Raw genomic sequence first — 17,871 nt, 5'->3', positions numbered from 1 at the left:
CTCAGAGATACGGCGCGACCAGGCGCCGGTAGTTGGCGACGAAGTCCTCCGGCCGCCCCTTGCCCTTCGGCGTGTTGTAGACCTGCTTCCAGACCCGCGCGTGTCCCTCGATGTCGCCGGGGTTGGCGAGACGCACGGGCGACCGGTAGTAGAGCAGGCGGGCCACCGCGGTCGCATAGGCGAGGTTGGTGGCAAGCTGCATGGCCGGCGACGGCCAGCTGGCGGCGAGGCCGGCCAGCCGGGATGCCAGGGTCGGGCGGAAGCGCAGGAAATTCTCGTGCAGGTCGTCGAGCGTCGCGGGCTCGATCTGGTACAGGCCATAGGCCGGTCCGATGGTCCGGTCATTGGGGCCGGTGATCTGGTCCAGCGCGCGGAAGCCACTCTCTTGCGCGATGGTGCCGAGCAGCAGCTCGACCGATGCATCGGAGGTCAGGCCCGGAACGTCCGGGCCTTGCATCATCGAAAGGGTGGGGCGCACCACGAACAGTGCGAGGTGACGCGGGGAAAGACCGGGCGGGGTGGTGAGGGCGTTCGTCATACCCCCATTGTGCCGCTACCGACGCGCGCGTTTCAGGGGGCGAGTTTTCACCGGATACGACAACGGCGCCCCTGGGGGCGCCGCGTCGCATCGTGCATTTTCTGTGGTCTGACCGGGGTATCTCAGGTCCGTCTGGTTTCAAGGCGCCGCAGATCGTCAATGGTCAGGTCGCCGGCTGCGACCGCCGCGCGCAGCAGCGGCGGCTGGGCGGACAGGAAGGAGGTGTCGTCTTCCGCCACCATCTCCTTCTGTTCCGGCGGCGGGGTCAGCTTGTAGGCCCGGCCGCAGCAGGGACAGGTCAGCGTCACCGGCTGAGGGTCGGACACGGCCGGCTGCAGGTCGGCGGTCAGCCGATCGACGGTGCCCTTGTGCAGGGCCAGGGCACGGGCGATCGGCCGCGGTTGCCAACCGTTCAGCCGGAGGACGCGGGCATTGTGATGACTCATGCTCCACCGGCCGGTAGGCACACGGTATTCGTTGCCGCCGAGCTGCGACGCAATCAACCGCGCGGCCCGCCGGCCCAGCGCCATCACCAACGGATGATCGTCACGCAACCGGCTCAATTGCGGAATATGCAGCGTGCGGTCGCCGAAATGCGCGGCGAAGCGGACGGCGGCGTCGTCGCCGCACAGGCGCTGCACGTCGGCCAGGACGCCCGGCAGGTTGCGGATGGGCAGGCGCAGGCTCATGGCTGGGGCGTCCCCTCTATGCGGTCGGTCCACTGCTTCAGCTGCTCGATGGCGCGGCCGGCGTCGGCGGACTGGAGCCACTGCAGGGCGTCGACGCCGATCCGGCTCTTCAGCCAGGCCGCCAAGGCCGCCTCGCTGCGGTCGGTGACGGCGCCGGCGTCGGCCAGTGCCAGCCACATGGCGCGGACCTTGCGCTGCTGGGGCGTCAGCGCCGGCCGGGCCGGCCGGCCGCGGTGCTTCTTGCCGGCGCCCAGCCCCTTCAGCTGTTCGATCAGCTTGGCCCGCTCTGCCGGCTTCAGCTCGCCGGCGCTGTCGGTGCGGCCGCCGGAGACCTGCAAGACGCGGGCGCGGTAACAGTCCTCGGCCAAGGACAGCTCGCGTCGCATGGCATGGATCGCCTTCAGGTCGCCCGACCGGCGGGCGTCGGATGGTTTGACGGTAGCGGTCATGACGGGTTCCCTTCATCGGAACTGGCGCAGGATGGTTTGACGTTGACGGGGTCGCCCTTGCACACGGGGCAGACGCGGCCCTTCATCTCCGCCGTGACGCCGCGCCCCCGCAGCCAGTCCGTTTCGTGGCCGCAGACAGTGCACTCGAAACGGACGTAGGCCCGGCCGCTGGCGCCGGGGGTGCCGGCATCGACGACGCCCATCGTGCGCGGGTTGCGCTTGGCCGGCCGGCGGGGCTTTCGGAAGAGATCAAGCTGCATCAACGCGGCCTCCGTTCGACGGCGGCGTTGAAGCGGACGGCCAGATCGGTACCGGACATGCCGGCCGACCGGCACAGGTCGACCACAAGGTCGATCAGCTCGTTCGGATCCTGCTGGATGGGCTGGCCAGCCGGGCGGCCGGCTGCCACCGCCACCACGGCGCCCAGCAACGCGACCAGTTCGCCCCGGAAGGCGCCGACGACCGCGTCCCCCCGACGCAAGCGCCGGACGGCCGCGCCGGCGGCGATCGCCAGCTTGATGGTGTCGGCGCCGGACATCTCAAGCCTTCCTGGGCACGGGCGGATCGCCCATGATGCTGCCCATCGGTCGCGGCGCCATGAAGGCGTCCGGCATGCGGACGATCAGCTTCTCGGGAATGAGTTGCACCGGGGCGGCTGCAGTGGACGGATGCGCTGCCAGTCGCAATGTGGGATGCAACGTCCGGGTAATGATCTTCAGCCCTTTGCCGGAACCGCTGAAGCGGAAATGCCCATTGGTTGTGGGCATGATTGCCATCTGCCCACGCTCCGCCGAAGCCTCGCTGCCGAAGGCGAGGTTGACACACTGCCCCTTCTTGAAGCCGAGGCGTTCCACCAGCAGGGGGCCGATCACGATACGCAGTTCCGTGATCGGGTTCTTGCCGTTGGACTTGCCTATTGAAACTCGCACTTGGTCGGCAGCAGCCCGAAAAGAGGCGCCACTCTTGGGAACGATGATGTCGAAAGCCATGATCAGACCTCGGAGGGTTGGGTGGCGCCGCGGAGCAGGCTGGCGAGGCTGGGCAGACCGGGCGCCATTGGACGCTCGGGGAGGCACGCGGGAATACCGCGCACCCGCCGGAGGGTCCGGACGTGCGGTCCATCGACCAGGAACTCGACCTCCTCGGGGTGGCCGGGGATGCCTGCCACCAGGAGGACGGGAACCAGTCCGCCGTCGAAGAGCGAGACGGAAAGCGGTGGGGCGGCGGCGCTCATGGCATCAGCCCTTTCGCGGCTTCGGCCAGACGATCCAGAGGGTCGGCGCCGATCAGCGCCGGCGCCGCTCCACCAACCCCCACACCGGCGTTCAGCTCTGCGGATTGCCCGTCGCGACGGCCGGACTGCCAATCCCGGTGTTCATAGTCCCGCAGGTTGCGGTCGGCGTTGCGGTCGCGGGGCGACAGCTCGGTCAGCGACGGGTAGGCCAGTGCCGTGTACGCCTTGATGGCGTCGCCGTCTTCCGGCCGGCGCACCATGCGGTTGACCTTCCTTGCGACCCCCGCTACCCAGCCGTCGCAGAACAGATCGGCACGGCGGACCTTGTTGGCCCGCACCGTGACGCGCTTCAGTTTTTCAGCGATGTAGGTGCGGCGGGCTCGGCTCAACTGGCGGTGCAGAACGTCGAACGCGTAAGCCGCCACTTCCGGCAACGGATCGATGCCGATGAATGCCCATTTACCTGAAGCGAGGAAGATCAGGTCGCAAGCGAACGCGCGCCCGATCAGCCCGGCAAGATCGTCTTCCCATTTCGGCGGTTCGTTCGCGCGCGTCCCACGCTCCGTCTGGTTCTCGCAAGCATCCCGCGCACGGCATTCCTGATCGGAGATGCCGAAATCCTCCATCAACCGTTGCGCCATCGCCAAGGCGGTGGCGGCTTCATGCTCCGTGGCACCGGGGTCGCGCGCCACGGCCAGCAGCTTGCGGACCCTGTCGATGCGCCTGGTCCGCTCGGGAGTGTCGCTGCCGTTCATGCCCGACCCTCCCGATGTCCGGTCGCGGCGCCAAGTGTGACCACGGCGCCGGCCGGCACGCAGCCGGCCGCCATGCTCTCCTTGCCCCGCCGGAGCTGGTCGGCCGCCTCCTCCAGCATCACGACGCCGGCGTCGTAAGCATCAAGGTCGTGGCGGCCCGCGAGCGTAGCGGTCACGGTCATGAAGGCGGACAGCGTCGCTTCCAGCGCCTTCGCGGTGCCATGCTCACGCTCCACCGCCGCCAGTCCCGCAAGCGTGGCCGAAACCTCCGGCCGCACGCCCGGCGTGCCCAGACCGCTGCGGTGGATCAGAGCGATGATCCTGGTCATTTTGCGGTCCCTCCCTTCATGCCGACGAGAATTACGCTGGACATGTCGGCGACGGTGGTGGCGCCGCGGATCGTCAAAGCCACGCCCCAGCGGAGCTTGATGGCAGCCTGAACCGCCTCTAGATCGGAGGCGGCCGGGATCAGATGGGTCACGCGCATCCCGCCCGTGACGGTGGCGATGGCGGCTTCTCCGCTACGCCCCATCTGCTCCCCGATGGTGCGGCGCAGCCAGTATAGGATTTCGCGCTGCATCTGCCGGAGACGGCGCTCACCAGCTGCGCTTTCGGGCAAGGCGGGGTTACGGAAGCGATCAGACATTGGCCGCCTCCTTGCGCCGGTTGGCGATCATCCGGGCGGTGCGGCTGCCGACGCGGTCGCCGCCGTCGTTGACGTCCTTCGCCATCGCGGCGCAGCAGTGCTGACAGAACCAGTATTCGGTCGGGCGGATATGCTCGGGCTCGTCGCCCTCGTCCTCGTCGCCGACCTGTTCGACCAGGTGGCGGCAGCGCGTGCCGGGCGTCAGCTTGCCGCCGCAGGTGTGACAGCGGGGCGGTTCCTGGACGGTGACGATCTGATCGACGAGCGCCCGCTCGCCGTCGCCGTAGTCGCCTTCGAAGGGGCTGTAGAGAAGGGCTTCGGTTTCGTTGAATGCGATGATGGTTGCCATGACGTCACCTCACGCGCTGGCAAGGTTGATGTTCACCGCTTCCCACCGCGCTTCGGGCGACGGGCGGCGGTAGAAGCGGACGTAGGTCTTCGTTCCCTCGATCCGGACACTGTCGGCGATGGCCGTCATGGCCTGTTTCCACCGCTCGTCCTCGATGGCGACGCGGCGCAGGGCGAAGATGGCGTCACGGCTGACCTGACCTTCCTGGTCGACGCGGAAGGCGTGTTCCACCAGGGCGCGGATGTTGTCGTTGGCACCGGTCGACCAGTCGGCGATGCAGGCGTCGATCAGGTTCTTGGCGATCTGCAGCTCGGGGCCGAAGGTCATGTGGTCGGCGACGGCCACCTGCACCTTCATCGTGCCGTCGAAGCTGGTCAGGGTCATGTTGCCCTTCTGGCCGCCGCGGGTGTCCTGGTACTGCTCGGCCAGCAGGGCCAGGAAGGCGCCGACGTCGTCGAAGGTGTGGACCTTGAAGCGGGCGATCTGCGCCGACAGGTCGTCGGCATAGCCCATCAGCTTGCGGACCAGCTGGTCCTGCAGCTTATCGGCCGGCTTGACCAGGGGCTCGGGCACCAAACGGCCCTTGGCATCGGCCATGTAGCCGGCGGGGATCGCCGGGGCGGTGGTCGGGGTGACGGTTTCCATGGACTGATTGCCTCTTGGGGTGGTGGTGTTCCCGCCGGTGGCGGGGTTCTGAGGGGATGGGATCGGGGCGTCCGTCATCGGGCGCCTCCGATGCGGGCGGCAACCGGCTGGCCGGCGACGCGCTGCTGCCCGGTCAGCAGCAGCACGGCTTCGGACAGCAGGCGCATCTGTTCGGTGACGCTCCGGTGCAGCGTGACGCCAGCGGCGACGGCTTGGGCGACATGGACGGCGCCGTCGATGGACACCGGCGGCTGCACGCCGATCCAGCCGCCGCCCTCGGCCGGGGCGACCGTCATGGTGGACAGCTCACCGCGGTCCGGATCGGACAGCAGGCAGGTGTATCGGCCGTCGCCATGGTCACGGACCGTGACGACGCGGCGGGTCACCGTGTGCAGCACCTGGCCGGCGCCGCCGGGGATGTCGATCTCGACCAGCCCGTCGGCAAAGGGGATGAGGCGGGGCGTCATCGGCTCAGCCTCAGCGAGTGGATGCCGACGTCGCCGGAGCGGTACGTATCGGTCGCGCGGCAGCCGTTACAGATGCGGTTGCCTGGACCGGTGCTGTGGAACTCCGACCCGCAGCACAGGCAACGACGCGTGCCCTTGCCGGGCGTCGCCGATCCGATCCGCACCGGCTTGGGCCGCTGGACCGCCGGCGGCAGCGTGGCGACCGGCGGCGACTGGCGGGCGGCGGCGGCGCGGCCGGCCTCGGTCAGCTGCAGCACGCCGGGGAGGTTGCCGTGCGGCGGCTCGACCACCTCGACCCACCCGAGTTCGATGCATGCGTTGCGCAGCCTGGGGCCGGTGGAGGTCGCGAAGCCGAGCCTGTGGGCCAGGGACGTGGCCGAGGGCGTCTCCCCTTGCGGCTCCAGCGCGTCGCGGTAGCCGCGCAGGAACAGCCACGCACGATGCAGGGACCAATTCTGCTCGGTCATGCCGCGTCTCCTCCGCCCCAACGGCCCGTGGACGGGCGGTGCTGCTGGACGGCCTTGCGGGCGAAGCCGGCCGCCGTCTGCAGGATGACCGCCAGCCCGACCAGCTCTTCGGCGCTGTAGGGCACGAAAGGGCGGCAGGTCGACCGGCTGCGGACCGTCTCCGCCGCCTGCCCCAGCCAGACGCCACGGCGGTAGTCCACCGCGCGCAGCATGCGGGCCAGATCGCTGAAGCGGTCGGCCAGGGCGGCAGTCTGCGCGGCCGCCTGTTGGGAGGGGTTCTTGGCGAGCTGCTGGATCTGAACCGCCAGAGCGTCGAGCGACGACGCAACGGCCGTGGGTGCGATGTGGGTCATTTCGCAGTCCTCCTTGGGCAATCGCGGCAGGCGTTGCGCAGCATGCCGGCGAGAAGTGAGCGGGAGCGCCGGGCGGTCAGCTGCTCGCGGGCACAGCGGGTGTCGTCGATGTCCCCCAGCACGGCGCAGGGCTGGGAGACGCCCATCCGCTCCGCCACGGCGGCCTCGACGCGGTCGAGGTTGGCGCCGTAGCGGGCCGACAGGACCAAGCTGACGGTGGCCTTGCCGTAGCCGATGACGGCGCCGGCGGCGGCCAGCCCGTCGCGGTCGGCCCGCTCGGCAAGCGCGATGACGAACGCGGGCGGGGCGCCATTCCAGGCGGCGCGGGCCTTGTCGAGGTGGCCGCTCATTCGGTCACCTCGTCGACCAGACGGCCGAGGTTCGGATCCCACAGACGGCCGCCGCGCAACGCCTGGGGAGCGTCGGGACCGGTGTTCTTTCCCTTCTTGAGCCTGTATCGGCCCTCGACCGGCTTGCTGCGACCGACTGGCGCAACCAGCGTTTCGAGATAGCCGTGACGCCGTAGCGCGGCGACATACTGCCAAGCTCCGCTCTCGCTACAGCGGGTCAGCGATGCCAACTCACGTACCGTGAACCCACCGCGCAACGGCTTGATGGCGGCCCATATCCGTTCGTTGGGCGCCGGGATCGGATCAAGGCGGCCGTCGGCAGTAAAGCGGGGGCAGCGGCGGCCGACATCGCGTTCCAATCGGTAGGTCGGGACAGAACCTTCTTTGTCGACAATCACCAACCCGGCCTTGATGCTCTTGAATAAGAAGGTCGCGACGATCTGCCGAGTGGTCCCAGGCACATGGAGGTCACGCGCCTTGAAGGATTTCAGCCGCCGCATCTCTGCCCAGACGATGCGCGATCCAGCCAATCGCTTGGTTTGGTTGACCCGCGGTTTGTCGGCCTCGACCAGGGTCATGCGAACCTCCGGACGGCGGGAGCGGCGCCCGTGTTGATCCGCTGCCCCGCATAGCCCGCGGCGTCGATCTCCTTCAGACCCTCGCCGGCGGCGAAGTCAGCGATGGCAACCAGATTGACCGCGACGCGACCGGTCGACCGGTAGGTCTGGTCGAGCAGCTGCTGCAACAGATCGTCGGCGACCGCGACGCGCGGGCAATACAGGGTCGCCAACTGGCGGGCGTCGTCCATGTCGCAGGGCTCGGCCTGCACGAAGTCGAGGATGCGGCGATGGAACCGCTCGTACCGCTGCAGCTTCTGCGGCAGCCCCTCCTCGCCGATCAGCACGATGGAGGCGGCGCCGGGCGAGGCCATGTCGTGCAGCGCCCGCACCTTGTCGATCATGTCCTTCTTCGCCAGATGGTCGGCTTCGTCGATGATCAGGGGGCGGCGGCTGGTTTCCAGCTCCTCGGCGATCTTGGCCGCCAGCTCGTTGTTCGTCGCATGGGGCGGCATGGCGATGCCCATGGCGTCGACGACGGCGCGGAGCATGGCGCGGGGCGTCCAGAAGTCGTTCGCCTCGACGTAATAGGCCATGTGGTCGCTGGCGCCGACCCATGCGGCGGCGCGGCTCTTGCCGTCGCCGGAGCGGCCATGGAAGACCCCAAGGCCGGGGACGTCGGGGCTGCGGCCCTTCAGCTTGATGACCAGCTCTTCCAGCAGCGTCAGGTTTCGCAACGGGGCGAACGATGCGGACTTGCGGGCTCGGTTCACTTTTGACATGGTACGGACTTCTCGTTCGTTGTGGTTTGAACGGCCCTGCGCGCCCCACGCGTGGGGCCGTTTCCTTTGGTGCCCGTCACTCGACGGCGCGGGCGAAGGCCGCCTTGCGGGCGGCGTCGTTCTTGCGGGCCAGGAACCACGGCGCGCTTTCGATCGATTGCAGCCATTCCAGTTCGTCCTCGCTGACCTCGGCATCGGCGGCGATCCGCGCCTCGATGTCCTGTGCCCGGCGCCACCAGCGGTCTTCGGGCTTCTCGGCCGCCTGCGCCGGGGCGGCGATGCGGCGGGCGATATCGGCCGTCCGTGCCTGCTCGCCGGCATTCCGTGGCCGTGGGGCGGCCGGCGTGGCGGCAGTGATCGCCCGCTGTGCCGCGATCAGACCGGCCGAAGGCTGCACCGCCGGGGCGGACGGTGCAGGCAGGGCCGGCGGCGGGGCGGCGGTCGGAAGGGCTGTGACGGTGGCGGCCGGCTTGCCGATCAGCGCGTCGGCCAGTTCGTGGGGCTTGAACTTCGTCTTGGCGGCGCGGATCGCCGCCTTGCCTGCCTGGATGAAGCGTTTCTGCAGCTCGGCCGCTTCGGCGGCCAGGGCGGCGCGGGACAGGCCGGCCCGCTCCGGGTTCTCGGCGATGCAGAGGAAGGCGAAGGGTTCGGAGTGGTAGACCCACACCCGGCCCATATCCTCCGGATCCAGACGGACGTCGAAGCGGTCCCCGGTCCCGATGTAGGGGATCAGGTCGACCGACCAGAAGTCGGCGTTCTCGACCCGGATGCCCTTCTTCGACACTGTGCGTGTGCCGCCATCGGCCGCCGGCATCAGCAACAGGTCGATCTGGCGTTCATCGGTCAGGCGGGCTTCCCGGCCGGCGCAGCTCTCCGCCAGAGCATGGGGCGTGCGGTCGCCCAACCCCTCATGCGGGTTGTGATGGTAGACGTTGTCGACCCACGCGTCGGCCAGCTGCTGCAGCTCGACGCCGGTCAGTGCCGCCTGGAAGATGTCGGCATCGCTTTCGCCCATGCGGGCCGCGAAGGTTTCGCGTGAGCGGATCGCCTGACGAGTGGCGACGTTGTGGCCGGTGTAACCCGGCAGCAGCGGCATGAAGCCATGCTGGACCGTGCCGATCGCGCGTTCGACGTGCGGCTTCTGTTCCGGTGAATAGGGGTCGCAGGTGGGATGCGCGGCATCGAGCAGGAAATAGGCGCGTTGGGCCTCGCGACTGACGAAGTCGCTGCCGTTGTCGGTCTTGATCGCTTCCGGCATTCCCCATGCCAGCACCGCCCGGCGGATCAGCAGCAGCACGGCCGACGTGCGCGGCACCTTGGTCACCAGGATCATCATCCGGCGGGTGTAGACGTCGACCACGACATAGATGCTGTGGCGGCCGTCGGTCAGCATGACGTCGGACGGCGACGCGTCGATCTCCCACAGCTGGTTCGGCCGCTCGATGCCCTCGCTGTAGGAGCCGACCGCCGCGCGGTGCTTGTTCTTCCAGTCGTCGGGGTTTGTCAGCGCAAGGTGCAGCTGCCGGTGCTTGTTCTTCCAGCACTGCCAAGCATCGAGCAGGCGGCGTTCCGACGGCATCGGACGGGTGGAGCCGTCGAACAGCTCGACGTCGGCGCCGAAGCGCTGCAGCAGCAGGGTGCGCACCTGGTGCATGGCGAGATGGGGGTTCTCGATCAGCACGGCGACCATGTAGCCCCTGACGTCCACGACCGCACTGTCGAGCACGCCCACGCCCTTGCGGTTGCCGTAGCGACCGGCAAGCGCTGCCGCATCACCAGTCGACCGCGCACGGGCCCAGCGCTCCAGCGACGACATGCTGATCGTGGGGGATGCCGACCGCACCCAATCGGGGACGTCGATCTGGCGGGCATTATAAAAGCCGATGAACTTGTGCCGAGCGGGCGTCAGGCTGTCGCCGCTGGCGGCGTGGAAGCTGTCGAAGGCGGTCAGGATCGCCAGCTTGTAGTCCTGGCGCAGCCGTGCCTGGACCGTTACCGGCAGTGCCGGGGTGGCGCCCTTTGGGGGCGCCGGCAAGGCCGGGGTCGATGGAACCACGGCGTCGGCAGCGGCGCGTCGCGCCAATTCAATGCGAGCGTCCTCCGGCAGCGAGGAAATGTGGTACTCCCGTCCGCCACCGCGGCCAGACCGCTCGCGATAAGACCAGCACTCATCAGTCGCGCGGAGATTTATCCCGCGCTTTGACGTCGGCAGCTTTGGCAAGGCTAGAGCTGCAATTTCCACTGCGGACAACCAGTCTCCCGCCATGACCGTCAGCCCCGCGTCAGGTCGGTCAACACCGGTCGCAGATGCATGTACTCGCGCAGCATGGCGTCACCTGCTGACAGCATTTTCCCGGCTTCACCCGCGTCAATGGCGCCATCGGAGTAAGCGGCGGCGAACTCCGCAAACAGCTTGCTCGCGTGTTGAGCGATCTCGGCCACGTTCTTGGGAATTGCCTCTGCGGCCGGCTCGACCGTCACAGCCAACAAGGTGCAACCGGCCTCAACGGCCAACCACTCAGTAACTGCCGGTTGACCGCAGTAGCGCTCCAAAGCCGCTGCGATATCGGCAGGCATATGACAGTTGGCGTCTTCTTCGCTGTCGTTGCTGTACCTGAACAACTGGGATCTGGACACCCGCGCTACTTCAGCAGCGCGCTGCAGACCGCCACAGTGTTCGATCAGGTCCGCGACAGCGGCTTTCAGGCTGCCGGGCCGGCGATGCTTGTAAGGAGATTTGGCCATATCTGTTCCCGTTGTGGATGCGCCTATTGCTCTGCGAGCGTCATCCGAGTTGAGAAATTGGGGCGAAAATGAAACTCTCTGAGGAACTCTTTAAGGACGCCGCTCTCCGTCATGTGACGGTGGCGTCTGCCGCCTTGGCTGTGGCCTTGGTCGACGTAAGCCGGCCGTTGTCTGCAGCCTTGATCGATGTCGCCGACGCCCACTTGGGCTGGGCCTCGTCCTCGCTGGCAGTCGGGCGGCTGTATCGCCGCCGCTATTAGGCCGCTTTGCGATCTGGCGGCCGGGTGCGACACAGCCGTGTTCCATCTGCCCGGTACCGCTCGGGAAAGAGATCCTGCACCGCGAGGTCGAGCTTTTGAGCCAGCGCGGCTTCGATACGGGCAGATGGCAGGTGCAAAGCCTGCGCGACAGCTTGAGGGCAGACGCCAATCTGAAAGGCGATCTGGCGCATGCTGCTGCCCCTACGACGTAACGCAGATACCACCCAGTCACGGCGATCAGCAGGGTCCAAGGGAACTACGGGTTTTGCCATTATCTCGCCTACGACTATCGATATTTCTACCGTAGTACCACGAGTTTTCGACGGACGACAACGAGAAAAATCAGAGTGGGAAGAGTTCCCAGTTCGCTTCACGCTAGAGGTCGTCCGCAATGGAGATTATTCGTGTGAATTCAATGGCTTCCAAGACACGAACCGGAGAGCGTGAAGTGGGAAGCCAGGATCCCACTTTGATCGATGAACTGGGATCTCGCATTTCTCTCGTGGTTGGCCTCTACAAAACGAAGACCCAGGCCGCCCGAAGCGCTGGTACCACACTCGAGATGCTGAACCGTTACATCCGCGGCGAGCACAAACTGCCACTAGAAAAAGCGACAGGGTTATGTGAGCCAGTGGGCGTCAGCATGAACTGGTTGGCTTGGGGCATAGGCCCAATGCTGCTCAACGATTGCACGCCAGCGGCTCCATCCGCCCTGGACAGGATGGATGAGGCATTGCTAGCCAATCTGGTGGAAGGCGTTGACGTCTTCTTGGCAGCAGAAGACCTGCAGTTGCCTCCGCGACACAAAGCGCGGGTTACCGTTTTGTTCTACCGATTGTTGGAACGGCGCCGTGCACGGCTGCAAACGGAAGGAAGCGATGTTCCTCCCGAACTCCGCATTGCAGGTCATCCGGTTGACATTTCAGCAGACCCGGACCTGTCAGACATTGTTCGCCTTGCTGAGTGAAGAGTCACATGCGATTGCAAGCGCGAAACATTGAATCAAATAGCCGCGCAAATCTTGCGCATAGCTATCCTCTGGTGGCACACTGCCTGTAACGCTGCAACCTCAGCGGCATACAATGGTATGCTGCCGAGCAGCGGGGGCCAGGGCTGGGAAACCCTGGTCACGGGATTGACACAACCCGTTTGAGGAGCACCATCGACCCGGTCTCAATGAGACCCCTCCCCCCACCGGCCACGCGGCTTGAGTGGGATAGCACGGAGTGTGCCAATGTGTCGTTACCCCGCGGTAGAGGATTTCCCTGAGGCCGCAGAACTTCGTCAGATTTTTGCAATGGCTTTGGCCAATCGTGAACGGCGGCAGAAACTGAAGATCATCACCAATGCGGGCAATACGCCCGATCATTTCTCTTCAAAAAGGCTATTTTTTTATGATACTCAAGCGATAGCTGCAATGAACGACAACGCCAGTCGATAATCACGGCGTTTCGTCAATCCCATTTTGGGACAGCATGTCGATATTGAGAGGCATAATGAAAGACCTGCGAGAAGACGCTCTACGCTACCCGTCAGCTTCTGCTACTTTTCTTCGGTTTGTTGGCACTGTAATCAGTGTTATTGGAATAATTCAGCTAGTCGCTTTTCCAGACGATTTTATCATTGGTACAATTACGGTTACCGGTGGAATGATCGTATTCGCTCTTGGAAGCCTTCGGAAGGCATTGGCCGATATCATCTACGAACTGCGCACTGCTGCCGACGTGCGCACGTCAAACCATCCAGCGAATACCGATGAGTAAGCAGGCGACGCATGGTTTGACGTTCGCGGCCTCTGGATCGTTTAGAACCCATGGAAATCCAAGATCTACGTCCCACGCGGTCCCGGAAAATCCCAGCAGATCCCAGGTTCCCACTACGTCAAACCATATGTCTCTTCACACTCGGTCGACCGCGCCCTGGTCGACCTGAAGGCCGGAGAAGTGTCCGTCGATGGAACCGCCGACGAATCCGCCATCCGCCAAACCATCGAAGAGGCCGGCTACAAGGTGCAGGGGCAGGCGTAAGAAACCTCAGGAAAGATGCGGCATTCAAAAACGGAATGGGCGCCGAGCCTTTACGGCCGGCGCCCATTCTCGATGGCGTTTTTCCCGGAAGGTTCTTTGAAGGTCTTTTATTTGGTCAAGATCAGCTTGTTGGCGCGGGTCACGCGCAGGCGGTAGCTCTGCCCGGCGTGCTGGATCACGATCTCGCGGCTGCCTGACATCAGGCGAGCGGATTCGACCACCGGCAGGGATGCGGCGACGAAGGAAGCGTGAGCGGAGACGGCGCTGTCGTGCATGGCGTGTCTTTCTTGCTGGACGGACGGTGCGGTCGGCGATGCCCGGGCGTGAACCCTGAAAAGGACGATAGCCGCAGCCGGTACCAATTGCAAGTCATTCTCATTCGCTTTCGATGCGAACTTCGAATCCGCCTGGTGGCGACAGATCCAGCACCCGGTCGGCCAGCGCCAGGGTAGCCGGGCGGTGGCTCGCCACCAGCACGGCGGCGCCGCGGGCGCGCAGGTCGGCGAACAGGGCGGCCTGGACCTCCTCGTCCAGCGCGGCGGTGGCCTCGTCCAACACAAGGATGTCGGGCACCGGGCCGTCGGAGCCGCGGGCCAGTGCGCGGGCGATCAGCAGCCGCTGCACCATCCCCGCCGGAAAGGCCCCCTCGGCCACCAGGGTCTGGATTCCCATCGGCAGTGCCGCGATGTCGGCATCGAGCCGGGCGAGCCGCGCCGCCTCCCACGCGCGTTCGGCCGGCAGCGGCGACATGCCCAGGATGACGGAACGGATCGTCTCCACCCCAATCTCCTCATCCTGCAGGACGGCGCCGATCCGGGCCCGGTAGGCGGCGGCATCCAGCGTGGCAAGGTCACGGCCGTTGACCCGCACCACGCCCGTTTCCGGCCGTAGCAAGCCGAGCGCCAGGGAAATCAGCGTCGATTTCCCGCTGCCCGACGGCCCGGCGACCGCAACCACCTCCCCCCGTGCAAGGCTGAGCGAGACAGCGCGCAGACAGGGCGAGGAAGCGCCGGGATGGGTGAAGCTGACACCGCACAGTTCCAGCCGCTCGACCGGACCGGGGTCGGGCGCGCCGGGCGGGCTGTCGGGCGGGCACTCCAGCAACGGGCGCAACGGCTCCAGGCGCTCCCCATCCGGCAAATGCCCGAAGGCTGTCGCCAGCCGCAGCACCGCCCACACCGCCGGCAATGCCGCCAGGGCCGCGCCGGCAGCATTGGGCATCCCCAGCCCCTCCCCCAGCGCCAGGTCGGCGACGAGCAGCGGCGCGCCCAACGCCAGCGCACGGCCCAGTGCATCGGCGTCGGCCTCGCGCTCCGCCGCCCGGCGTGCCTGCGCGGCGGTGCCGCACAGAGCCGAAACCGCGCGATCCGCCACCCAGGACGCCGCTCCCAGCAGCCGCAACTGCGGCAACCCGAACGCCGCCAGTTCCAGCCGGTGCCAGGATGCCGCCATCGCCATGGCCCCCGCCCGTCGTGCCCCGTCGGACCGGCGCAGCAGCCAGCCGCGCGCCAGCCCCCCCGCAGCCATCAGCCCGCCGCCAGCCAGCGCCGGCCCGGGCGCCGCCCACCCCATCACCGCAAGCGCCGGCCCCAGCGCCACCAGGGCCTGGACAGCCGACCGGCGCCGGGCAACGGCGCGCTGCATCGCGGTCACGCCGTCCCGCAGCCTCTCCGCCTGGACGGCAGCCGGCACCGACTGCACGAGTCCCAGCGGAACCGCGAGCAGCCGTTCCCACAGCACGGCATGCAGGCGGAGGTCGGCCGGCGCCGCCTCCCGTGCCAATGCCACCCGCCGCACCCGCTCGCACAAGCCGGCAGCCAGGGTTGCCAGCGGCAGGACCGCCGCCAGTACGCCGAGCGCCATCCCGTCGCCGGCCAGCGCCCGCTCCCCCACGATCAGCAGCGCAGCCCCCGGCATTGCCGTCGCGATCCCGCCGCCTAGCGCCGCCGGCAGCGCCAGCCCCTGGCTGGTCCCCCCTGCCCTGGCGCGACTGCGCCAGCCTGCCGGCGTCAGCGCCCCGGCTCCGCCGCCGACCACCGGTGCACAGGCGTCCGCGGACAGCGTAGCGGCCAGAGCGGCGTCCACCGGGTGGACCTCATCGCCGGCCCCCTCCAGGCGATAGCCGCCGCTGCCGTCGGGCAGCAGAAGCACCGGGCTGCCGTCGGCGCGCCGGAAGCCCAGCAACGGGCCATGGTCGCACCGCCACCATGGCTCGGTCCCCTGACGGCCAGGGCGCAAGCGGACACGGCGCAGGCGCAGCCCCAGGGCGGGAGCCACCGCACGCAACGCCGCTTCGCCGTCAGCCGCCTCGCGAATCAGGCGGCGCAGCGCAACGGCGAGATCGCCGCCCGTCACGATGCCGCCTCAGCCATGCCGAGCCACAGATGGCGCTCGCAACCCTCCAGCGTCGCCGCACGGCGCCCGGCCACCAGCAGGATGCGGTCCGGCCGTCTTAACCGGTCGAGAATCCTGCATGCCAGCGCCGGTTCCAGCGCATCGAGCGCTTCGTCGATCACCAGCAGCACCGGGTCGCGCAGCAGCGCCCGCGCCAGCGCCAGCCGGCGCCGCTGGCCGCCGCTCAGCTCAGCGCCACCGCGGCTCAGCGCAAGGGACAGGCCGCCACGCGGCTCCAGGTCCGCCCACAGCTCCACCAGTTCCAGTACCGCCACCAGCGCCGCATCCGACAAATCCTCGTCGCCTGCCCGCAAATTCCCGGCCACCGTGCCGCCGGTGACCGGGCTGGCACGGTCGACCAACGCCACCGCGCCGGGACAACGCTGCGCCACCGCCGCCACCGGTTCGCCGGCCAGCGATATGGAACCAGCCGAACACTCCAGCAGGCCGCAGGCGAGCTTGGCCAACACCGACTTGCCGGAACCGGAAGGGCCGAGGATCGCCAGCCGCTCGCCCGGTTCCAGCCGCAGCGTGATGCCGGACAACAGCGGCGGCGCCTGCGGTGAGGGTTGGAAACCGGCATCCTCGAAGGACAGGCCGGCGGCCGGCGGCCTCGCGGACTTCAAGACGACAGGCGATGGATCGGGCCCGGCCGTGGCCGACTCGGCGTCGTCCAGCCGGTACAGGGCGTCCTTTATCGATTGAAGTGCCGGCCCTGCCCGGTCCAGCCGGCCGAGCGGCCGGTGAACGGCCAGCGCCAAGGCGGCCAGCGTCAGCACCTCGCCCGGAAGAAGCCGTCCGGCAGCCAGACCGGCCAGCCCCAGCACCAACGCCAATCCAAATCCAAGACCGGCGAAACCGGCGCGCAGTCCGGTCAGGCCGGCATGGCCGGCGGCGGCCTTCTGCGCCACCACGGTGAGCCCGGCGTGGCGGCCGGCGAGCCGGGCGATCAACTCCCCTTCCCGCCCGCCGGCCTTGTGGCAGCCGAGCGCCGCGACCGTCCCCTCGTCCGGCACCAGCGGTACCGCAGCCGCGGCGCCCAGCCGTGCCACCACGCCGCCGCGCCGGCCATGCACCAGGCCGAGCGCCGCCAGCGCCGCCAGCAGCGTCAGGCCCACTGCCGCCCCGGCCTGGACGTCGATCCACAGCACCGCCGTCAATGGCAGGACCAGGAGGGGAAGTTCGGCCAAACCCGCGACCGCGCCGATCCGGCGCTGGAGCGTACCGCCAGCCAGGGGGGCCGCCAGCACCTGAGCGCCCGACCGGCGGGCGAACCAGCCGGGAGGCAGCCGTCGCAGACGGTCGAAAGCGGCGGCGGCGGTCGCATCCGCCAGCCGGCCGCCGAGCAGCGCCGTCGCCCGGTCGCGCGCCCAGCCGGCAAGGGCAGTGGCGGCGAGCGCCGAACCCAAGGGAAGGAAACCGGACCGGCCATCCACCCAGGCCCCCGCAGCAAATGCCGCCGCGACCGCCGCGACCCGCATCGTGATGGCAAGCCCGGCAATGGCGGCAACCAGCCGCCGCTGCGGCGCCAGCCTTTGCCCCAGCATCCGCACCGGCGTCGGCGGGCGCCGGCCGGAGGGTGCGGCCTGGACGTCGAAGGCCGGTGGCTGGACGGTGATGGCGATGCCGGTGAAGGAGTCCGCCACCTCGTCCCAGCCCATGACCAGCGGGCCGCAGGCCGGGTCGTTGACCAGAAGTCCTTCGGCGGTCGCCGCCTCGACGACCACGAAATGGATGAACCGGCAATGGATGATCAGCGGGAAACCGAGCGCCGCCAGCCCCTCCGGCTCCTTGCGGAAGGCGCGGGCCACCATGCCGTGCCGGCGGGCGATCTGGATGAGCGTGCGGGCGGTGACGCCCAGCCGGGTCGATCCGGCCTCGGCCCGCAACCGCTCCAGCGGGACCGGCCGGCCATGATGGGCCAGCACGATGGCGAGCGCGGCCAGCCCGCATTCGGTGGTCTCGCCCTGGCGCAGTTCGGGAGTCGCCGCCCGGCGGCACAGCACATCCCGCAGGTCGGAGACGCTGCGCCGGCGCCAGCGTTTCAGGATGGCCGGAATGGCTGTGGACTTTCCAGGGAAGGATACGCCGCTCCGGCCCTCGCTCGAAGGCTGCAAGGCTGCGGGCGGCGGCATCTGCCCGGATGCCGCCGCCTCGACGGTCG

At 68.1% G+C, this 17,871-nt stretch carries 26 protein-coding genes and 1 pseudogene; 2 read left to right on the top strand and 25 right to left on the bottom strand.

The window, feature by feature from the left end; translation table 11 throughout:
• Position 1 precedes the first annotated feature (1 nt).
• From ABMY26_RS32225 to ABMY26_RS32120, 22 genes and pseudogenes are all read right to left on the bottom strand, one after another.
• The gene (locus tag ABMY26_RS32225) at positions 2–538 is read right to left on the bottom strand and encodes a hypothetical protein (RefSeq protein WP_372400271.1); all 537 of its coding nucleotides are present in this window, start codon (positions 536–538) and stop codon (positions 2–4) included.
• Positions 539–660: 122 nt separating this feature from the next.
• Positions 661–1,227, bottom strand: coding sequence for a hypothetical protein (locus tag ABMY26_RS32220; protein ID WP_372400270.1), 567 nt, complete (start codon positions 1,225–1,227; stop codon positions 661–663).
• The gene (locus tag ABMY26_RS32215) at positions 1,224–1,676 is read right to left on the bottom strand and encodes a regulatory protein GemA (RefSeq protein WP_372400269.1); all 453 of its coding nucleotides are present in this window, start codon (positions 1,674–1,676) and stop codon (positions 1,224–1,226) included. The genes ABMY26_RS32220 and ABMY26_RS32215 overlap by 4 nt, the downstream gene beginning before the upstream one ends.
• Positions 1,673–1,936, bottom strand: a complete 264-nt coding sequence (locus ABMY26_RS32210; protein WP_372400268.1) for a hypothetical protein — start codon at positions 1,934–1,936, stop codon at positions 1,673–1,675. Before ABMY26_RS32210 ends, ABMY26_RS32215 begins: the two co-directional genes overlap by 4 nt.
• Positions 1,936–2,214, bottom strand: a complete 279-nt coding sequence (locus ABMY26_RS32205; RefSeq protein ID WP_372400267.1) for a hypothetical protein — start codon at positions 2,212–2,214, stop codon at positions 1,936–1,938. The genes ABMY26_RS32210 and ABMY26_RS32205 overlap by 1 nt, the downstream gene beginning before the upstream one ends.
• A 1-nt stretch (position 2,215) precedes the next feature.
• A complete protein-coding gene (locus ABMY26_RS32200) occupies positions 2,216–2,665 on the bottom strand; it encodes a hypothetical protein (RefSeq protein WP_372400266.1) in 450 nt (149 codons plus the stop codon).
• A gap of 2 nt (positions 2,666–2,667) precedes the next feature.
• On the bottom strand, positions 2,668–2,910 hold the full coding sequence (locus tag ABMY26_RS32195; RefSeq protein ID WP_372400265.1) for a hypothetical protein: 243 nt from the start codon (positions 2,908–2,910) through the stop codon (positions 2,668–2,670).
• On the bottom strand, positions 2,907–3,665 hold the full coding sequence (locus tag ABMY26_RS32190) for a DUF2786 domain-containing protein (RefSeq protein WP_372400263.1): 759 nt from the start codon (positions 3,663–3,665) through the stop codon (positions 2,907–2,909). Before ABMY26_RS32190 ends, ABMY26_RS32195 begins: the two co-directional genes overlap by 4 nt.
• The gene (locus ABMY26_RS32185) at positions 3,662–3,994 is read right to left on the bottom strand and encodes a hypothetical protein (RefSeq protein ID WP_372400262.1); all 333 of its coding nucleotides are present in this window, start codon (positions 3,992–3,994) and stop codon (positions 3,662–3,664) included. The genes ABMY26_RS32190 and ABMY26_RS32185 overlap by 4 nt, the downstream gene beginning before the upstream one ends.
• The gene (locus ABMY26_RS32180; protein WP_372400260.1) at positions 3,991–4,311 is read right to left on the bottom strand and encodes a hypothetical protein; all 321 of its coding nucleotides are present in this window, start codon (positions 4,309–4,311) and stop codon (positions 3,991–3,993) included. The genes ABMY26_RS32185 and ABMY26_RS32180 overlap by 4 nt, the downstream gene beginning before the upstream one ends.
• Complete coding sequence (locus ABMY26_RS32175) at positions 4,304–4,660, bottom strand: hypothetical protein (RefSeq protein ID WP_372400259.1); 357 nt, start codon at positions 4,658–4,660, stop codon at positions 4,304–4,306. The genes ABMY26_RS32180 and ABMY26_RS32175 overlap by 8 nt, the downstream gene beginning before the upstream one ends.
• 9 nt (positions 4,661–4,669) lie before the next feature.
• Positions 4,670–5,305 (bottom strand): DUF3164 family protein, encoded by a 636-nt coding sequence (locus ABMY26_RS32170; RefSeq protein WP_372400258.1) that lies wholly within the window; start codon positions 5,303–5,305, stop codon positions 4,670–4,672.
• Between the two features lie 74 nt (positions 5,306–5,379).
• A complete protein-coding gene (locus ABMY26_RS32165; RefSeq protein WP_372400257.1) occupies positions 5,380–5,772 on the bottom strand; it encodes a hypothetical protein in 393 nt (130 codons plus the stop codon).
• Positions 5,769–6,239: a hypothetical protein gene (locus ABMY26_RS32160; RefSeq protein ID WP_372400256.1), complete on the bottom strand. Its 471-nt coding sequence runs from the start codon at positions 6,237–6,239 to the stop codon at positions 5,769–5,771. The genes ABMY26_RS32165 and ABMY26_RS32160 overlap by 4 nt, the downstream gene beginning before the upstream one ends.
• Positions 6,236–6,592, bottom strand: coding sequence for a hypothetical protein (locus tag ABMY26_RS32155; protein WP_372400255.1), 357 nt, complete (start codon positions 6,590–6,592; stop codon positions 6,236–6,238). Before ABMY26_RS32155 ends, ABMY26_RS32160 begins: the two co-directional genes overlap by 4 nt.
• Positions 6,589–6,942: a hypothetical protein gene (locus ABMY26_RS32150; RefSeq protein ID WP_052710339.1), complete on the bottom strand. Its 354-nt coding sequence runs from the start codon at positions 6,940–6,942 to the stop codon at positions 6,589–6,591. Before ABMY26_RS32150 ends, ABMY26_RS32155 begins: the two co-directional genes overlap by 4 nt.
• Complete coding sequence (locus tag ABMY26_RS32145; RefSeq protein ID WP_372400254.1) at positions 6,939–7,520, bottom strand: hypothetical protein; 582 nt, start codon at positions 7,518–7,520, stop codon at positions 6,939–6,941. The genes ABMY26_RS32150 and ABMY26_RS32145 overlap by 4 nt, the downstream gene beginning before the upstream one ends.
• Positions 7,517–8,281: an AAA family ATPase gene (locus ABMY26_RS32140; protein WP_372400253.1), complete on the bottom strand. Its 765-nt coding sequence runs from the start codon at positions 8,279–8,281 to the stop codon at positions 7,517–7,519. Before ABMY26_RS32140 ends, ABMY26_RS32145 begins: the two co-directional genes overlap by 4 nt.
• Positions 8,282–8,357: 76 nt before the next feature.
• The gene (locus ABMY26_RS32135; RefSeq protein WP_372400512.1) at positions 8,358–10,316 is read right to left on the bottom strand and encodes a Mu transposase C-terminal domain-containing protein; all 1,959 of its coding nucleotides are present in this window, start codon (positions 10,314–10,316) and stop codon (positions 8,358–8,360) included.
• Positions 10,317–10,352: 36 nt separating this feature from the next.
• A pseudogene (locus tag ABMY26_RS32130) lies at positions 10,353–10,547 on the bottom strand (DNA-binding protein); the annotation flags it as partial.
• Between the two features lie 5 nt (positions 10,548–10,552).
• A complete protein-coding gene (locus ABMY26_RS32125; protein ID WP_372400252.1) occupies positions 10,553–11,026 on the bottom strand; it encodes a phage regulatory CII family protein in 474 nt (157 codons plus the stop codon).
• Between the two features lie 256 nt (positions 11,027–11,282).
• Complete coding sequence (locus ABMY26_RS32120; RefSeq protein ID WP_082109273.1) at positions 11,283–11,558, bottom strand: helix-turn-helix domain-containing protein; 276 nt, start codon at positions 11,556–11,558, stop codon at positions 11,283–11,285.
• Between the two features lie 197 nt (positions 11,559–11,755).
• Here ABMY26_RS32120 and ABMY26_RS32115 point away from each other — a divergent pair, with 197 nt between their 5' ends.
• Both ABMY26_RS32115 and ABMY26_RS32110 read left to right on the top strand, forming a co-directional pair.
• Entirely contained in the window at positions 11,756–12,253 is a 498-nt protein-coding gene (locus ABMY26_RS32115) for a hypothetical protein (protein ID WP_372400251.1), read from the top strand.
• Positions 12,254–12,520: 267 nt separating this feature from the next.
• The gene (locus ABMY26_RS32110; protein ID WP_372400250.1) at positions 12,521–12,727 is read left to right on the top strand and encodes a hypothetical protein; all 207 of its coding nucleotides are present in this window, start codon (positions 12,521–12,523) and stop codon (positions 12,725–12,727) included.
• Positions 12,728–13,420: 693 nt separating this feature from the next.
• On the opposite strand, the gene hemP is transcribed toward ABMY26_RS32110, so the two are convergent.
• From hemP to ABMY26_RS32095, 3 genes are all read right to left on the bottom strand, one after another.
• Positions 13,421–13,588, bottom strand: a complete 168-nt coding sequence (hemP, locus tag ABMY26_RS32105; RefSeq protein WP_082109112.1) for a hemin uptake protein HemP — start codon at positions 13,586–13,588, stop codon at positions 13,421–13,423.
• Positions 13,589–13,688: 100 nt separating this feature from the next.
• On the bottom strand, positions 13,689–15,668 hold the full coding sequence (locus ABMY26_RS32100; RefSeq protein WP_372400249.1) for an ATP-binding cassette domain-containing protein: 1,980 nt from the start codon (positions 15,666–15,668) through the stop codon (positions 13,689–13,691).
• A complete protein-coding gene (locus ABMY26_RS32095) occupies positions 15,665–17,842 on the bottom strand; it encodes a cysteine peptidase family C39 domain-containing protein (RefSeq protein WP_372400248.1) in 2,178 nt (725 codons plus the stop codon). Before ABMY26_RS32095 ends, ABMY26_RS32100 begins: the two co-directional genes overlap by 4 nt.
• Positions 17,843–17,871: the final 29 nt, after the last annotated feature.

Source organism: Azospirillum sp. HJ39 (assembly GCF_041507355.1).
Classification (GTDB): domain Bacteria; phylum Pseudomonadota; class Alphaproteobacteria; order Azospirillales; family Azospirillaceae; genus Azospirillum; species Azospirillum thiophilum.
Note: the sequence above shows the minus strand (reverse complement) of the source record. Positions and strands in the feature narration are given on the sequence as shown.

Coding starts and splice junctions, on each gene's coding strand:
- ABMY26_RS32225 (WP_372400271.1), bottom strand. CDS start 538: ATGACGAACGCCCTCACCACCCCGCCCGGTCTTTCCCCGCGTCACCTC.
- ABMY26_RS32220 (WP_372400270.1), bottom strand. CDS start 1,227: ATGAGCCTGCGCCTGCCCATCCGCAACCTGCCGGGCGTCCTGGCCGAC.
- ABMY26_RS32215 (WP_372400269.1), bottom strand. CDS start 1,676: ATGACCGCTACCGTCAAACCATCCGACGCCCGCCGGTCGGGCGACCTG.
- ABMY26_RS32210 (WP_372400268.1), bottom strand. CDS start 1,936: ATGCAGCTTGATCTCTTCCGAAAGCCCCGCCGGCCGGCCAAGCGCAAC.
- ABMY26_RS32205 (WP_372400267.1), bottom strand. CDS start 2,214: ATGTCCGGCGCCGACACCATCAAGCTGGCGATCGCCGCCGGCGCGGCC.
- ABMY26_RS32200 (WP_372400266.1), bottom strand. CDS start 2,665: ATGGCTTTCGACATCATCGTTCCCAAGAGTGGCGCCTCTTTTCGGGCT.
- ABMY26_RS32195 (WP_372400265.1), bottom strand. CDS start 2,910: ATGAGCGCCGCCGCCCCACCGCTTTCCGTCTCGCTCTTCGACGGCGGA.
- ABMY26_RS32190 (WP_372400263.1), bottom strand. CDS start 3,665: ATGAACGGCAGCGACACTCCCGAGCGGACCAGGCGCATCGACAGGGTC.
- ABMY26_RS32185 (WP_372400262.1), bottom strand. CDS start 3,994: ATGACCAGGATCATCGCTCTGATCCACCGCAGCGGTCTGGGCACGCCG.
- ABMY26_RS32180 (WP_372400260.1), bottom strand. CDS start 4,311: ATGTCTGATCGCTTCCGTAACCCCGCCTTGCCCGAAAGCGCAGCTGGT.
- ABMY26_RS32175 (WP_372400259.1), bottom strand. CDS start 4,660: ATGGCAACCATCATCGCATTCAACGAAACCGAAGCCCTTCTCTACAGC.
- ABMY26_RS32170 (WP_372400258.1), bottom strand. CDS start 5,305: ATGGAAACCGTCACCCCGACCACCGCCCCGGCGATCCCCGCCGGCTAC.
- ABMY26_RS32165 (WP_372400257.1), bottom strand. CDS start 5,772: ATGACGCCCCGCCTCATCCCCTTTGCCGACGGGCTGGTCGAGATCGAC.
- ABMY26_RS32160 (WP_372400256.1), bottom strand. CDS start 6,239: ATGACCGAGCAGAATTGGTCCCTGCATCGTGCGTGGCTGTTCCTGCGC.
- ABMY26_RS32155 (WP_372400255.1), bottom strand. CDS start 6,592: ATGACCCACATCGCACCCACGGCCGTTGCGTCGTCGCTCGACGCTCTG.
- ABMY26_RS32150 (WP_052710339.1), bottom strand. CDS start 6,942: ATGAGCGGCCACCTCGACAAGGCCCGCGCCGCCTGGAATGGCGCCCCG.
- ABMY26_RS32145 (WP_372400254.1), bottom strand. CDS start 7,520: ATGACCCTGGTCGAGGCCGACAAACCGCGGGTCAACCAAACCAAGCGA.
- ABMY26_RS32140 (WP_372400253.1), bottom strand. CDS start 8,281: ATGTCAAAAGTGAACCGAGCCCGCAAGTCCGCATCGTTCGCCCCGTTG.
- ABMY26_RS32125 (WP_372400252.1), bottom strand. CDS start 11,026: ATGGCCAAATCTCCTTACAAGCATCGCCGGCCCGGCAGCCTGAAAGCC.
- ABMY26_RS32120 (WP_082109273.1), bottom strand. CDS start 11,558: ATGGCAAAACCCGTAGTTCCCTTGGACCCTGCTGATCGCCGTGACTGG.
- ABMY26_RS32110 (WP_372400250.1), top strand. CDS start 12,521: ATGTGTCGTTACCCCGCGGTAGAGGATTTCCCTGAGGCCGCAGAACTT.
- hemP (WP_082109112.1), bottom strand. CDS start 13,588: ATGCACGACAGCGCCGTCTCCGCTCACGCTTCCTTCGTCGCCGCATCC.
- ABMY26_RS32095 (WP_372400248.1), bottom strand. CDS start 17,842: ATGCCGCCGCCCGCAGCCTTGCAGCCTTCGAGCGAGGGCCGGAGCGGC.